This is a genomic window from Noviherbaspirillum pedocola (assembly GCF_016632335.1).
GTDB classification, from domain to species: Bacteria; Pseudomonadota; Gammaproteobacteria; order Burkholderiales; family Burkholderiaceae_D; genus Noviherbaspirillum_A; species Noviherbaspirillum_A pedocola.
This window is the reverse complement of record NZ_JAEPBG010000001.1, coordinates 187,369-200,383: the sequence shown is the minus strand read 5'-3', so window position 1 is coordinate 200,383 and position 13,015 is coordinate 187,369. Positions and strand designations below refer to the sequence as shown.

General features: G+C 63.2%; 14 protein-coding genes. 10 read left to right on the top strand and 4 right to left on the bottom strand.

Features of this window, described 5'->3' with window-relative positions; all coding sequences use genetic code 11:
- Window positions 1-122: 122 nt before the first annotated feature.
- Together JJB74_RS00920 and JJB74_RS00915 are read left to right on the top strand one after the other, a co-directional pair.
- A complete protein-coding gene (locus tag JJB74_RS00920) occupies window positions 123-509 on the top strand; it encodes a COG4315 family predicted lipoprotein (RefSeq protein ID WP_234483452.1) in 387 nt (128 codons plus the stop codon).
- A gap of 127 nt (window positions 510-636) precedes the next feature.
- On the top strand, window positions 637-1,122 hold the full coding sequence (locus JJB74_RS00915; RefSeq protein ID WP_200589751.1) for a hypothetical protein: 486 nt from the start codon (window positions 637-639) through the stop codon (window positions 1,120-1,122).
- A 212-nt stretch (window positions 1,123-1,334) separates the two neighbouring features.
- Here the strand turns inward: JJB74_RS00915 and JJB74_RS00910 are convergent, their stop codons facing one another.
- Together JJB74_RS00910 and uvsE are read right to left on the bottom strand one after the other, a co-directional pair.
- The gene (locus JJB74_RS00910) at window positions 1,335-2,900 is read right to left on the bottom strand and encodes a PAS domain-containing sensor histidine kinase (protein WP_200589748.1); all 1,566 of its coding nucleotides are present in this window, start codon (window positions 2,898-2,900) and stop codon (window positions 1,335-1,337) included.
- Between the two features lie 148 nt (window positions 2,901-3,048).
- Complete coding sequence (gene uvsE / locus JJB74_RS00905) at window positions 3,049-3,948, bottom strand: UV DNA damage repair endonuclease UvsE (RefSeq protein WP_200589745.1); 900 nt, start codon at window positions 3,946-3,948, stop codon at window positions 3,049-3,051.
- A 144-nt stretch (window positions 3,949-4,092) separates the two neighbouring features.
- On the opposite strand from uvsE, the gene JJB74_RS00900 reads away from it, so the two are divergent.
- Entirely contained in the window at window positions 4,093-4,587 is a 495-nt protein-coding gene (locus tag JJB74_RS00900) for a hypothetical protein (protein WP_200589740.1), read from the top strand.
- On the opposite strand, the gene JJB74_RS00895 is transcribed toward JJB74_RS00900, so the two are convergent.
- Window positions 4,566-4,832: a cupin domain-containing protein gene (locus JJB74_RS00895; RefSeq protein WP_200589737.1), complete on the bottom strand. Its 267-nt coding sequence runs from the start codon at window positions 4,830-4,832 to the stop codon at window positions 4,566-4,568. The genes JJB74_RS00900 and JJB74_RS00895 overlap by 22 nt on opposite strands.
- Window positions 4,833-5,055: 223 nt before the next feature.
- On the opposite strand from JJB74_RS00895, the gene JJB74_RS00890 reads away from it, so the two are divergent.
- Window positions 5,056-5,376, top strand: a complete 321-nt coding sequence (locus tag JJB74_RS00890) for a hypothetical protein (protein WP_200589735.1) — start codon at window positions 5,056-5,058, stop codon at window positions 5,374-5,376.
- On the opposite strand, the gene JJB74_RS00885 is transcribed toward JJB74_RS00890, so the two are convergent.
- Window positions 5,354-6,274, bottom strand: coding sequence for a LysR family transcriptional regulator (locus JJB74_RS00885; RefSeq protein ID WP_200589733.1), 921 nt, complete (start codon window positions 6,272-6,274; stop codon window positions 5,354-5,356). The two genes, JJB74_RS00890 and JJB74_RS00885, sit on opposite strands and share 23 nt — an antisense overlap.
- A 225-nt stretch (window positions 6,275-6,499) precedes the next feature.
- Between JJB74_RS00885 and JJB74_RS00880 the strand changes: the two genes are divergently transcribed.
- Genes JJB74_RS00880 through JJB74_RS00855 form a run of 6 tightly spaced genes read left to right on the top strand, consistent with a single transcriptional unit; the run spans window position 6,500 to window position 12,975 of the window.
- Window positions 6,500-7,360 (top strand): FAS1-like dehydratase domain-containing protein, encoded by an 861-nt coding sequence (locus tag JJB74_RS00880; RefSeq protein WP_200589730.1) that lies wholly within the window; start codon window positions 6,500-6,502, stop codon window positions 7,358-7,360.
- A gap of 22 nt (window positions 7,361-7,382) precedes the next feature.
- Entirely contained in the window at window positions 7,383-8,543 is a 1,161-nt protein-coding gene (locus tag JJB74_RS00875) for an acyl-CoA dehydrogenase family protein (protein WP_200589728.1), read from the top strand.
- An 11-nt stretch (window positions 8,544-8,554) separates the two neighbouring features.
- Window positions 8,555-9,733 (top strand): CaiB/BaiF CoA transferase family protein, encoded by a 1,179-nt coding sequence (locus JJB74_RS00870; protein WP_200590708.1) that lies wholly within the window; start codon window positions 8,555-8,557, stop codon window positions 9,731-9,733.
- Window positions 9,734-9,760: 27 nt separating this feature from the next.
- Window positions 9,761-11,116 carry an MmgE/PrpD family protein gene (locus JJB74_RS00865; protein WP_200590707.1) on the top strand — a complete coding sequence of 452 codons (1,356 nt, stop codon included), beginning with the start codon at window positions 9,761-9,763 and terminating at the stop codon, window positions 11,114-11,116.
- Window positions 11,113-11,931, top strand: coding sequence for an HpcH/HpaI aldolase/citrate lyase family protein (locus JJB74_RS00860; protein WP_200589725.1), 819 nt, complete (start codon window positions 11,113-11,115; stop codon window positions 11,929-11,931). Before JJB74_RS00865 ends, JJB74_RS00860 begins: the two co-directional genes overlap by 4 nt.
- Window positions 11,932-11,976: 45 nt before the next feature.
- On the top strand, window positions 11,977-12,975 hold the full coding sequence (locus tag JJB74_RS00855) for a TRAP transporter substrate-binding protein (RefSeq protein ID WP_200589722.1): 999 nt from the start codon (window positions 11,977-11,979) through the stop codon (window positions 12,973-12,975).
- The last annotated feature ends 40 nt before the right edge of the window (window positions 12,976-13,015 follow it).

The window sequence follows — 13,015 nt, the reverse complement described above, 5'->3', positions numbered from 1 at the left end:
AGGGCTTCCGCATGCTGTGCGGAATCATGTCGCGCTTGGTGGAACCGTCGTCACCTGTGAACGCTGAGACTTGGTTTTGTGGTCTGCAGAACCGTCGTTGCGCTTATGAAAAGGGAACTCCAATGCAATTCAATGAAACGCGGCCCGTGGCTGGTCGCATCGTCGCCATGCTCGCAGCCGTGCTCGCGCTCGCAACCGAGGCGCATGCCGCCGAGCCGGCGTCCATGCGTGATGGCCTGCTTGTTTCCTCCAATGGCATGGCGCTCTATACCTTCGACATGGATGCCGATGGCGAGAGCGCGTGCAGCGGCACTTGCGCTGAAAACTGGCCGCCGTACGCGGCGCCGCGCGACGCGACCGCCAGCGGCGCTTTCAGCATCATCGAGCGCAAGGATGGCGGACGGCAGTATGCTTATCGGGGCAGGCCGCTGTATTACTGGGGTGGCGATGACAGGCCGGGAGAGGCGAAGGGAGAGGGATTTCAGGGCAGATGGCATGCGGTGAGGTAGTGTGCCGGGCGACATGATGTCGATGCCGGTAAACTCTGCCCCGGCGTGCTGTGTGGCCGAAGAAATGTCAGCCGGCGGCAACAAGCGTCCGAATTCGGCCGAGCACGGTTAGGCCAGGAGTTTGTGCATGGCGGCCGAGGGGTCGAAGGTGAAGAATAAGATTGCTGGCGCCCAGTTGGAGAGCATCGTCGCATTTGTCGATGCGCATCCAACTTCGGGAAGCCGCGAAACAAACAAGTGTGCTTTGCGTAGTTTCCTCAGGTTGGGAGATCTCCTGCTGCTGGATAGAAGCAGGGAACAGCTGCCAAAGCTCCTCGATCATTTGAGCAACAATGTTGACCTCATACAGAGAGCGATCGCGTTTTCGAAAGCTTGGCTGACGGCGCGTTCCAGATTGGGTAACGGCATTACGGATTGTCCGAAACTGCCAGACGCTTATGGCAAGGCGTTTGACTGCTTTGCTGTCGGTGTCTTGCGCCAGCTTACGTTAGACGACGATGAGGCTCCTCTTATCGTTTCCGAATTCGAACGGTTGAACAAAGAGGCGGGCACTGAATTGAAGGCCGCAAATTCGATCGGAAAAACCACGACCATATTGCAACCCCCCGCCTGATTTTTCGGATGGCGAAATGTTCATCCCCATGCCGTCTGGCACAGTCAATTCCAGCACTGCAGACAATGAAACCGAAGAGCCGTTCATTGAATTAGGCGAAGCATTCGCGGCTGAGTCAAACCTCATGCCTACAAGCCTTCGCGCGGATCACTGATAGGTCAGCCACAGTAACGGCAAACCGGCCGCGTTTGCAATGAACACCATGCCGGGCATTAATGTAGTTCCCGCAAGCTCCTCACGATATCTACCAGCCGATAAGGCTTGGCCAGCATCGTGAACTCATCCAGCGCGCCATGCGCCTCCTGCAGTGCCGGCAACGGATAGCCGGAAGCCAGCGTGATGCGCATGTCCGGCGCCATCTCGCGCGCGCGGCGCGCCAGTTCGATGCCGCTCATGCCGCCCGGCATCATCACATCCGAGAACAGCAAACCGATGTTCCTCTCGCGCTCCAGCACCTCGAGCGCCTCGCGACCGCTGCGTGCCTGGAGCGCTTCATAACCCAGGTTGCGGAAAAGCTCGACCGTCATCTCCAGCACATCCGGTTCGTCGTCAACCACCAGCACCCGAAACCTTTCGGTCGCGTGCTGTTGCGCCGGCTCGGTCGGACCTGCCTGTGGCGGCGTGTCCGACGCGGACTCGGCGCCAGCGGGCAGATACAGCGACAGCGTCGTCCCTTTCCCAGGTGCGGTATCGAGCACGACATCGCCGCCGGACTGCGTGACGAATCCATGCACCTGCGACAGACCCAGGCCTGTGCCCTTGCCGATTTCCTTCGTCGTGAAGAAAGGCTCGAAGGCGCGCGCAGCGACCTCGGGCGTCATGCCGGCGCCGGTATCGCTGACCGTGACACGCACATAGTCGCCGGCAGCCAGATTGCCGACTTCGTTCTCGGCCAGGCTTGCGCGCGCGGTGCGAAGCGCTAGCCTGCCACCGTCGGGCATCGCGTCGCATGCATTCACCACCAGGTTCATGAGCACGGATTCAAAGCGCGCCGGATCAAGCAGCACGCCAGGCAAATCGCTGCCCAGGTCCATATCGAAACTCACCTCCGCCGGCACGGCTCGCCGCAGCACCGTCTCAAAGTCCCGGATCACGCGGTTGATGTCGCTGATCTGCGGATGCAGTGACTGGCGCTGCGCATACGCAAGGAGTTGCTGCGTCAGAGTCGAGCCACGCTCGGCAGCGCGGCGCATGGCCTCCAGCACCCGGGCGATGCCTGGCGTGGGCGGCTGCAGCGCCAGCAGATCGAGTCCATTGACGATCACCGCGAGCAGGTTGTTGAAGTCATGCGCAATGCCACCGGTGAGCTGTCCCAGGGCTTCGAGCTTTTGCGCCTGGTACAGCGCGGTATTAGCGCGTTCCAGCGCGAGTTGCGCTTCGCGCCTTTCGGTGATGTCGCGGGTGATCTTGGCGAAGCCGATCAAGCCGCCGTCCTTGTTGCGGATCGCATCGATCACCACATGCGCCCAGAAGCGGCTGCCATCCTTGCGCACGCGCCAGCCTTCGCCTTCGAAGCGGCCGGCATTGCGCGCCGTGGACAATGCGCGCTCCGGCAAACCGGCAGCGCGATCCTCATCCGTATAGAACATGGAGAAGTGCTTGCCGAGGATCTCTTCCTCGTCATAACCCTTGAATGTCTGGGCGCCGGCATTCCAGCTGCTGATATGGCCGCTGGGAGAAAGCAGGTAAATCGCGTAATCAACGACATTGGCCACCAGCAGGCTGAATCTTTTTTCCATGTCGAGGCGTGACAATGGATCGTCGCTGTCTATGCTCATGGTCTTTGCGGTAGTTTTATTGCCTGTTTCCTGCTGCGTGGCGCGCCGTCGGAGCCAGCCACGCTTGAAAGGAAAACCTCATCTTAGGTGCGCGCGCCGCGGCCGCTATCGAGCCACGCAAGCTTCGGTTGTGTGAAAAGGCTTGCGCTTACCCCACATGCGCCAGCGAGCCGGATTCCTCGCGCAGCTTGCGTATGGCCAGCTCCTTCGATTTCGCCTCGATCTCGATCCACGGCGCACGCGCGTAGGAAGACGGCATCACTTCGATCAGATCGGAATGCTGGCGATCATTGAAACCGTTGCGGCCATTGGAAATATGCACGAGCTGCCAGTCGGGATCGGGCCAGGTCTCGCGCGCCCGTTCGAGCATGGCCGCCACACTCGGGTCGTCGTAACTCGACAGGTTCTCCTTGACGATGTGGTGATGCGCATCAAACACCATCGGCACGCCGGCTTCCATGCAGATTGCATGGATCTCGGCGGCGCCATACGCATATTCATCGTTTTCCAGCGCCAGGCGCGTGCGTATGCCTTCGGGCAGCGCGCGTATGTTCTCGATGAGCGCCTCGGCGCGATTGCCCTTGCCGCCGTGGATCTCGAGCAGCGCCCACGGCGAACGCGGCTGCGCCAGCAGATCCATGATGTCGGCATGCATGGCCAGGATCTTCACGCTGTTGGCGACCACGCCGGCGGAGTCGGAGTTGAGCACCACGAACTGATCCGGATGCATCACCAGGCGGATGCCCGCGGTCGTGGCGCGCGCGCCGAGCTGTGCCAGCGTGGGAGCGAAACCGGCCAGGGTTCCACGGCCTATCTCTTCATCGGCGAACGGGAAAATGCTCGACGGCAGCCGGTACAGCGAGATTGCCTCGCGTTCGCAATAGTCCAGCGCTGCGGTCAGACGCTGCAGATTGTCGCGGTAGAGGTCCGTCAGCAGTTCGCGCTGCTGCGGCAGTTCATGCTGCAGCAGGCGCTTGCGTGTGAGCGCGCGGTAGCGTACTTCCTGTGAATCCGTCACGCAAACCAGTCCGAGTCGGGATGCTTTCATAGTGTTGGCGCAAGAAGAGAAAACCAGTTGGATGCAATGCGCGCCGTCACGTTCAGCCGATTCCTTGCGCCGACGCGATTTTTCCGACAACTGCGATGGTGTTGCACGGTCGAAGCCGGAATGCCTTGATGAAGGAAACCTCGCATGCAGCATCTGATTGCGCGCGGCAGGATGGCATACAACCTGCCGCCGATCGCGTCCAAAAAGTCCTACGCCAAACGCTCGCTGGTGGCGGCGCTGCCGCGGGACGACCTCGACTTGCTGTACCAATGGTTCATCGAGCGCCAATACGGCCAGGCGATGCGCCTGAACCGCCCGATGTTCGGCACCCACGTGACCATCGTCACGCCCGAAGAAGACGTGCCGGACATGCGCGCCTGGGGCAAGTACGAGGGCAGGGAAGTCGATATCGAGTATGACGTGGTGCTGCGCCATCACGGCCCGTTCTGGTCGCTGCCCGTGTACAGCGACTGGTTCCAGGAAGTGCGACGTGAACTCGGCATGGCGCCGTCGGCAGATTTTCATATCACCGTCGGCCGGCAGTTCAGCTGGCAGCCGATACCACAGAGCGCGCGGCGCACGGCAGCGTCGATACGCCGCGAACGCGAGCTGCTTGATCATTTCCTGCCGACAAGGTAACGCACGCCCTGCGGTCCGTAGAACTCCTGGTGCGGTTCCCCGGCCTGCAGATGAAAGATGTCGCCGGCGCGGCAGCGTTGCTCGCGCGCCCCGCAGCGCAGCAGGATTTCACCTTCCAGCACCAGCGCCTTCGCCTCGAACGGATGCGTATGTTCGTCGAGCATGCCGTCGGCTTCCCGTTCGACCGTGAGAATGTCGCTGAAGCCCTCCTGCTCCAGCTGTCGCTGAAATTGCGCGCTGTCCATGCCTTGTCCCTTTTCCATGAGATGAAGCAATGACTATACTGGGTTCGTGCGTTCGGTGATGGGAGCCACGATTTGCCCGCGATCATTACTGCCTGCTCAGCCTTTGGCGGTGCGCAAAGAGTGACATCAATTGAAGGCTACCGTGCAATGGTTGATGGTTATTATTCTTGCAACCCGTGCGCAGGAGTTTGGGCAAACGGATGTTTCACATGGCGAGGATGTGATGCGGAAGCTTGCGAAGTCGATATTGATATTGGGAAGCCTGGCCACTTGCATGGCGGCACAGGCGCAGAACCGCGTTTTCAGGTCAGTGGGCGCGGACAACTATGCGGATGTGACGCCATCGCTGAATGTGGATACCTCATTGCGCAAGGACCTGGAAAGAGCCGGCGTCATCAGTCGCACCGGGCCGTTTCGCGTCGCCTTACCGTTGGCGCGCTTTGGCGAAAATGGCCCGAAGCTGATGTTTACCTATGTGCCGCACATGAAGGACGATGCCGGCAGCAAGGTGTTCATGCTGTTCATGCGTTTCGATCTGGACTGATGGCGCGCGGCGCCTGGCCCGCCCGTATTTCCTCCACCAGTTCCCGGGCATAGTGGGGCAGGGCGTCCAGGCTTTGCACGACGATGCTGCGCTCGCGCACTGCCCAGGGATCGTCAAGTTCCACCAGCGCCAGCCCCATGGTCTGGCTGTGCCGCAGCGCTGCTGACTGCGGCAGGATGCCGATGCCGACATCGGCCTCGATCATCAGACACATCGCTTCAAAGCTGCGCACCCGGATGCGCAATTCCAGCCGCTGCCCGCTTTGCGACACGATGCGCGACAGGAAGTGCCACAGGCTGCTGCCTTCGTGCAGGCCCACATGCGCATAGGCCAGCGTATCGGCGAAGGCAATGCGGCCACTGCCGGCCAGCGCATGTTCGCGCGGCGTCACCAGCACCAGGCGGTCGGTGGAGAAGTTGATGATTTCCAGACCCTGTCCCTGCACCGGGCCGGCGGCGATCCCAATGTCCGCCGTGCCCTCGGCCACGCCGCGCACGATGTCGGCATTGAGCCGCTCCTCCAATGCCACGTTCACCTGCGGATGGCGCGCCAGAAAGCTGCCCAGCACCTGCGGCATGAATTCGGTGACGGCGGTGGTATTGGCGAAGATGCGGATATGGCCCTTGATGCCGCTGGAGAACTGCTGCATGTCGCTCTTCATGCGCTCGAGCTGCTGCATGAACTGCTGCGCATGGATGAGCAGCGCTTCCCCGGCCGGCGACAGCTGCACGCCCTTGTTCTCGCGGTAGAGCAGGCGCATGCCGAAGCGCGATTCGAGTTCCTTGACGCGATTGCTGGCCGCGCCCAGCGACAAGTGCATGCGCTCGGCGGCGCGCGTCAGGCTGCCGCTTTCGGCGATGTGGATGAACAAGCGCAAATCGGTGAGGTCGAACAGCATGAGGCGATTCCAAAGGCGAGGGCAGACATTGTAATGGCAGGGTTCGTAGGGCGGGCGCAGCCCACGCGGTGGTCGAACAACTGCGTGGGCTGCGCCCACCCTACGAGAATTCCTGCCTTCTCCCGAACTTCACCAATACCAAAGCCCCCCTTCCAAAAATCCGAATTGCGGCGGGCCGCGCCGGCACGCACACTGGCCGTGATTTCAGAAACGACAAGGACAACGATGAGTCAGACCGCTTTCGACCTGCCGCTGCTGCAGCAGTGGGTGGGCAAGACCGAAACGCATCAGGACATCATTCAGCCCGCGCTGGCCGGCGCGCTGGCCGCCACGCTGGAGCGCGCCATGCCGGCCCCGGGCGACGGCCTGCCGCCGCTGTGGCACTGGATCTATTTCTGGAGCGTGGCGCCGCAATCGAGACTGGGTGCGGATGGCCATCCGCAGCGCGGCGGCTTCCTGCCCCCGGTGCCGCTGCCGCGCCGCATGTGGGCCGGCGGCCGCCTGACGTTCACCGCGCCACTCGTCGTCGGCAACGAAGCCACGCGCACCTCGCGCATCGCCAGCGTCGAAGCCAAGAGCGGCGCCACCGGCCAGCTTGCCTTTGTCACCGTGCGCCACGAGATCGCGCAGGAAGGCCGCATCGCGCTGACCGAGGAGCATGACATCGTCTATCGCGACCTGCCCGCGCCGGGCGCGTCGCAACCGGCCGGCAAGCCGGCGCCGCTTGGCGCCGCATTCTCGCGCGACATCACGCCTGACCCGGTGCTGCTGTTTCGTTACTCGGCGCTGACCTTCAACGGCCACCGCATCCATTACGACCGCAGCTATGTGACCGGCGTCGAAGGCTATCCCGGCCTGATCGTGCACGGCCCGCTGATCGCCACGCTGCTCCTGGACCTGCTGCACCGGAACATGCCGGGCGCGCGCGTGGCTTCCTTTGCCTTTCGCGCCGTCGGCCCGCTGTTCGACATCGATCCCTTCCGGGTCTGCGGCAAGCCGACCGGCGACGGCAAGACCATCGCGCTGTGGGCGCAGAACCACCGCGGCGATCTGGCGATGCAGGCCGAGGCGCAGATCGCCAATTGATACATCGAGGTTTGGAGGAGACATGAACCGACACAATGAAAGCCATCAGGACATCCGCGATGCGGTGCGCGCGCTGTGCGCCGAATTCCCGTCTGAATACTTCCGCAAGATCGATGAGGAACGCGGCTATCCGGAAGCCTTCGTCAATGCGCTGACCGGGGCCGGCTGGCTGGCCGCGCTGATCCCGCAGGAATACGGCGGCTCGGGCTTGGGCCTGACCGAAGCCTCGGTGATCATGGAAGAGATCAACCGCAGCGGCGGCAACTCCGGCGCCTGCCACGGCCAGATGTACAACATGGGCACGCTGCTGCGCCACGGTTCCGAAGAGCAGAAGCGCCTGTATCTGCCCAAGATCGCCAGCGGCGAATTGCGCCTGCAATCGATGGCGGTGACCGAGCCCACCACCGGCACCGACACCACCAAGCTCAAGACTACCGCGGTGAAAAAGGGCGACCGCTATGTCGTCAATGGCCAGAAGGTGTGGATCTCGCGGGTGCAGCATTCGGACCTGATGATCCTCCTGGCGCGCACCACGCCGCTGTCCGAGGTGAAGAAGAAGTCCGAGGGCATGTCGATCTTCCTCGTCGATCTGCGTGAAGCGATAGGCAAGGGGTTGACCGTGAAGCCCATCCTGAACATGGTCAACCACGAGACCAATGAGCTCTTCTTCGACAACCTCGAGATCCCGGCCGAGAACCTGATCGGCGAGGAAGGGAAGGGCTTCAAGTACATCCTCGACGGCCTGAATGCCGAACGCACGCTGATCGCGGCCGAATGCATAGGCGACGGCTACTGGTTCATCGACAAGGTCAGCCAGTATGTGAAGGAGCGCGAAGTCTTCGGCCGGCCGATCGGCCAGAACCAGGGCGTGCAGTTTCCGATCGCGAAAGCCTACGTCAACATCGAAGCCGCGAACCTGATGCGCTACAAGGCATGCGAACTGTTCGATGCGCACCAGCCCTGCGGCGCCGAAGCCAACATGGCCAAGATGCTCGCCGCCGACGCGTCCTGGGAAGCGGCGAATGCCTGCCTGCAATTCCACGGCGGCTTCGGCTTCGCCGCCGAATACGATGTCGAGCGCAAGTTCCGCGAAACCCGGCTCTACCAGGTCGCGCCGATCTCGACCAACCTGATCCTCTCGTATGTGGCCGAGCATGTGCTCGGGCTGCCACGTTCATTTTGAAAGGGATGATGATGCGACCGCTGGAAGGCATTACCGTCGTCACCCTGGAACATGCGATCGCCGCGCCGTTCTGCACCCGCCAATTGGCGGACCTCGGCGCCCGCGTGATCAAGATCGAGCGCCCCGGCGTGGGCGACTTCGCGCGCGCCTACGATACGCGGGTGCGTGGCCTGGCTTCGCATTTCGTCTGGACCAACCGCAGCAAGGAAAGCCTGACGCTGGATGTGAAGCATGCGGAAGCGCTGCCTATCCTGAAGAAGCTGCTGGACGGGGCCGATGTGCTGGTGCAGAACCTCGCGCCCGGCGCGGCCGAGCGGCTCGGGCTGTCGTATGAAGCACTGAAGGAAGCGCATCCGCGCCTGATCGTCTGCGACATTTCCGGCTACGGCGCCGACGGCCCGTATCGCGACAAGAAAGCCTACGACCTGCTGATCCAGAGCGAATCGGGCTTTCTGTCCATCACCGGCACGCCGGACGAGCCGGCCAAGGCCGGCTGCTCGGTGGCCGACATCGCCGCCGGGATGTATGCGTACTCGAACATCCTCGCGGCGCTGCTGCAGCGTGGCCGCACCGGGCAAGGTTGTCGCATCGATGTGTCCATGCTCGAGTCCATGGCCGAATGGATGAGCTATCCGATGTATTACGCGATCGATGGCGCCACGCCGCCGCCGCGCGCGGGCGCTGCGCACGCGACGATTTATCCGTATGGTCCGTTCCCGGCTGGCGATGGCAAGGTGGTGATGCTGGGCCTGCAGAACGAGCGCGAATGGGTCAGCTTCTGCGACGAGGTGCTGCGCCAGCCCGAACTGGCGCGCGATCCGCGCTATGGCTCGAATGCGGCGCGCAGCGCGGCACGCGCGGAACTGCGTGCACTGATCGTCGATGTATTTTCGAAGCTCACTGCCGAGGAGGTCATCGAGCGCCTGGACCGCGCGCAGATCGCCAATGCGCACATGAACACGATGCACGACTTGTGGGAGCATCCGCAGTTGAAGGCGCGCCAGCGATGGGCCGATGTCGCCACGCCGGCCGGCGAAGTGCCGGCGCTGCTGCCGCCGGGCGTGCCGAACACCTGGACCGCGCGCATGGACCCGGTGCCGGCGCTGGGCCAGCATACCGATGCGATCCTGCAGGGCCTGGGCTACGGCGCTAACGACATCGCGCGGCTGCACGCGGAAAAGGCCGTGTAGGAAAACGAAAAGATGGAGGAGACCATGATGCAGGAACATCCGAGCGCAACGCTTGCGCATTTCGCCGCGACGCTGCAGTTCGAAGACATACCCGAGCCGGTGCTGCGCCGCGCGGAAGACCTGATGCTCGACTGGTTCGGCTCGGCGCTGGCCGGCAAGGCGGGACGCCCGGTGCAGATCATCGAAGCCTTCGCGCGGCAGATGGGGCCAACCGAGGGGCCATGCGAAGTGCTGGTCTCGCGTGCCGGCACCACGCCGCTGTTTGCGGCGATGGTCAACGCCGCTTCCTCGCACTGGGCCGAGCAGGACGATGTGCACAACGGCTCGGTGTTTCATCCGGCCGCGGTGGTGTTTCCGGCGGTGCTGGCGCTGGCGCAGGCGAACGGGGCCTCGGGCCGGGAACTGCTGACGGCAGCCGTCGCCGGCTATGAGGTCGGCATTCGCATCGGCGAATTCCTTGGCCGCTCGCATTACCGCATCTTCCACACCACCGGCACTGCCGGCACGGTGGCGGCTGCCGCTGCGGCGGGTCGCATCCTCAAGCTCACGCCGGAACAAATGCTCGATGCCTTCGGCTCGGCTGGCACCCAGGCTGCGGGCCTGTGGGAATTCCTGCGCGACGCGGCGGATTCCAAGCAGCTGCATACCGCGAAGGCCGCATCCGACGGCCTGATGGCCGCCTGCCTGGCGCAAGCCGGCTTCACCGGCGCCAGGCGCATCCTCGAAGGCAAGCAGGGCATGGCGGCCGGCATGTCGACGGACGCCGATGCGGCGCGGCTGACCGACAGGCTCGGGCAACGCTGGGCCCTGGCCGAGACTTCGTTCAAGTTCCATGCCTCGTGCCGCCACACGCATCCGGCCGCCGATGCCTTGCTGCAGGTGATCAACGAGCATCATCTGCGTCCCGAGCAGATTGCCCGCGTCACCGCGCATGTGCACCAGGGCGCCATCGATGTGCTGGGCCCGGTCACGAATCCGCAGACGGTGCATCAGGCGAAGTTCTCGATGGGCACCGTGCTGGGGCTGATCGCGCAATTCCACGCGGCCGGCATGAAGGAATTCAACGATGCGTTTAATGACATTGCCATCCGCGCCTTCCGCGACCGCGTGACGATGCAGCTCGACGAAGAAGTCGACACCGCCTATCCGCTGCGCTGGATCGGCAAGGTCACGGTCGAGACCGTGGATGGTGAGCGTTTCGAGGGCAGGGTAGACGAGCCTAAGGGCGACCCCGGCAACACGCTGTCGCGCGAGGAATTGGAAAGCAAGGCGCTGCGCCTGGCCGAGTTCAGCGGCGCTGCCAGCAGCGACGAAATGCATGCGGCCTTCGAGCGGCTCTGGCATATCGCGCGCGCAGACGTTGTTGGTCGGCTCCTGCCATGAAGCGCTCGTATCTTTTTGTGCCGGGTAACCGGCCCGAGCGTTACGCCAAGGCGCTGGCCGCAGGCGCCGACGCGGTCATCATCGACCTGGAGGATGCGGTCGCGCCCACCGACAAGGGCGCGGCGCGCGATGCGCTGTCGGGCTGGCTGTCGAGCTTGCCGGCTGGGGCGCCACCGGTGCTGGTGCGCATCAATGCCGCCGGCACCGACTGGTTCGACGAAGATCTGGCGCTGGCCGGCATGGCGAATGTAGCCGGCGTGGTATTGCCCAAGGCGGAAAGCGTGGACGACATCGAGCGGCTGCTGGCCGCGGGCGCCCCTTCGGTGCTGCCTCTGATCGAGTCGGCGCTGGGTTTTCATCACGCGCTCGAGCTGGCGCGCGCGCCGAAGGTCGAGCGGCTGCTGTTCGGCAGCATCGACTTCAGCGTCGATATCGGCATGGAAGAAACAGTCGAATCGCTGCAGTATTTCCGCTCGCAGCTGGCGCTGGTATCGCGCCTGGCCGGCATTGCCGCGCCGGTCGATGGCGTCACCACCGTACTCGACGATGCCGAGCGCATCCTGCAGGACACGCGCCGCGCGCGACGCGATGGCTTCGGCGGCAAGCTGTGCATCCATCCGAAGCAGGTGGCCGCGGTGAATGCCGCCTTCATGCCTGCGGCTGATGAAATTGCCTGGGCCGAACGGGTACTGGAAGCAGCCGCCGCAGCGCAGGGAGCGGCAGTGGCTGTGGATGGCAGGATGGTCGATCGGCCGGTGATACTGAAGGCACAATCGATCCGGGAAGAAGCGCGCATGCGGCAGGCGCGCGGGTAAAGAGCATCACAACACGACACAACACAACAAGCAAAGGAGACAGGTATGAAACTCAAGCATCTGGTATTCGCCATTCCGCTGTTCCTCGCCGGCGCTGCGTATGCGCAGTCACCCATCGTCATCAAGTTCAGCCACGTGGTGGCCGATGACACGCCCAAGGGCAAGGGCGCAATGAAGTTCAAGGAGCTGGCGGAAAAGGCCACCAATGGCAAGGTCAAAGTCGAGGTCTATCCGAACAGCACGCTGTACAAGGACAAGGAAGAGCTCGATGCGCTGCAGCTGGGCGCGGTGCAGATGCTTGCGCCTTCGCTGGCAAAGTTCGGCCCGCTCGGCGTGAAGCAGTTCGAAGCCTTCGACATTCCCTATATCTTCCCGTCGCGCGAAGTGCTGCGCCGGGTCACGCAGGGACCGGTCGGCAAGGACCTGTTCAAGAAGCTCGAGCCCAAGGGCATCGTCGGTCTGGCTTACTGGGACAACGGTTTCAAGGACATGACCGCCAACAAGCCGCTGCATCATCCATCCGACTTCCGCGGTCTGAAGATGCGCATCCAGTCTTCCAAGGTGCTCGATGCGCAGTTCCGCGCGCTGGGCGCCAATCCGCAGGTCATGGCTTTCTCCGAGGTGTACCAGGCGCTGCAGACCGGCGTGGTCGATGGCACCGAGAACACCCCGTCCAACATCTACACGCAGAAGACGCATGAGGTGCAAAGCGACATGACGGTGTCCGAGCACGGCTATATCGGCTACGCGGTCATCGTCAACAAGAAGTTCTGGGAGGGCTTGCCGGCGGATGTGCGCGGCCAGCTCGAGGGCGCGATGAAGGAAGCCACCGACTACACCAACAAGATCGCGGAGAAGGAGAACCAGGACGCGCTGGAAGCGATCAAGAAGAGCGGCAAGACCAAGGTCTATGTGCTGACCGATGCCGAGAAGGCCGAGTGGCGCAAGGCGCTGCTGCCGGTGCGCAAGGAAGTGGAAGGCCGCGTCGGCAAGGAAGTGCTGGATGCGGTGGACAAGGAGAGCGCTGCGGCCGGCGTCAAGTAAGCTTCCCGCCTACCTCGATTTCCCGTAGGGTGGGCGCAGC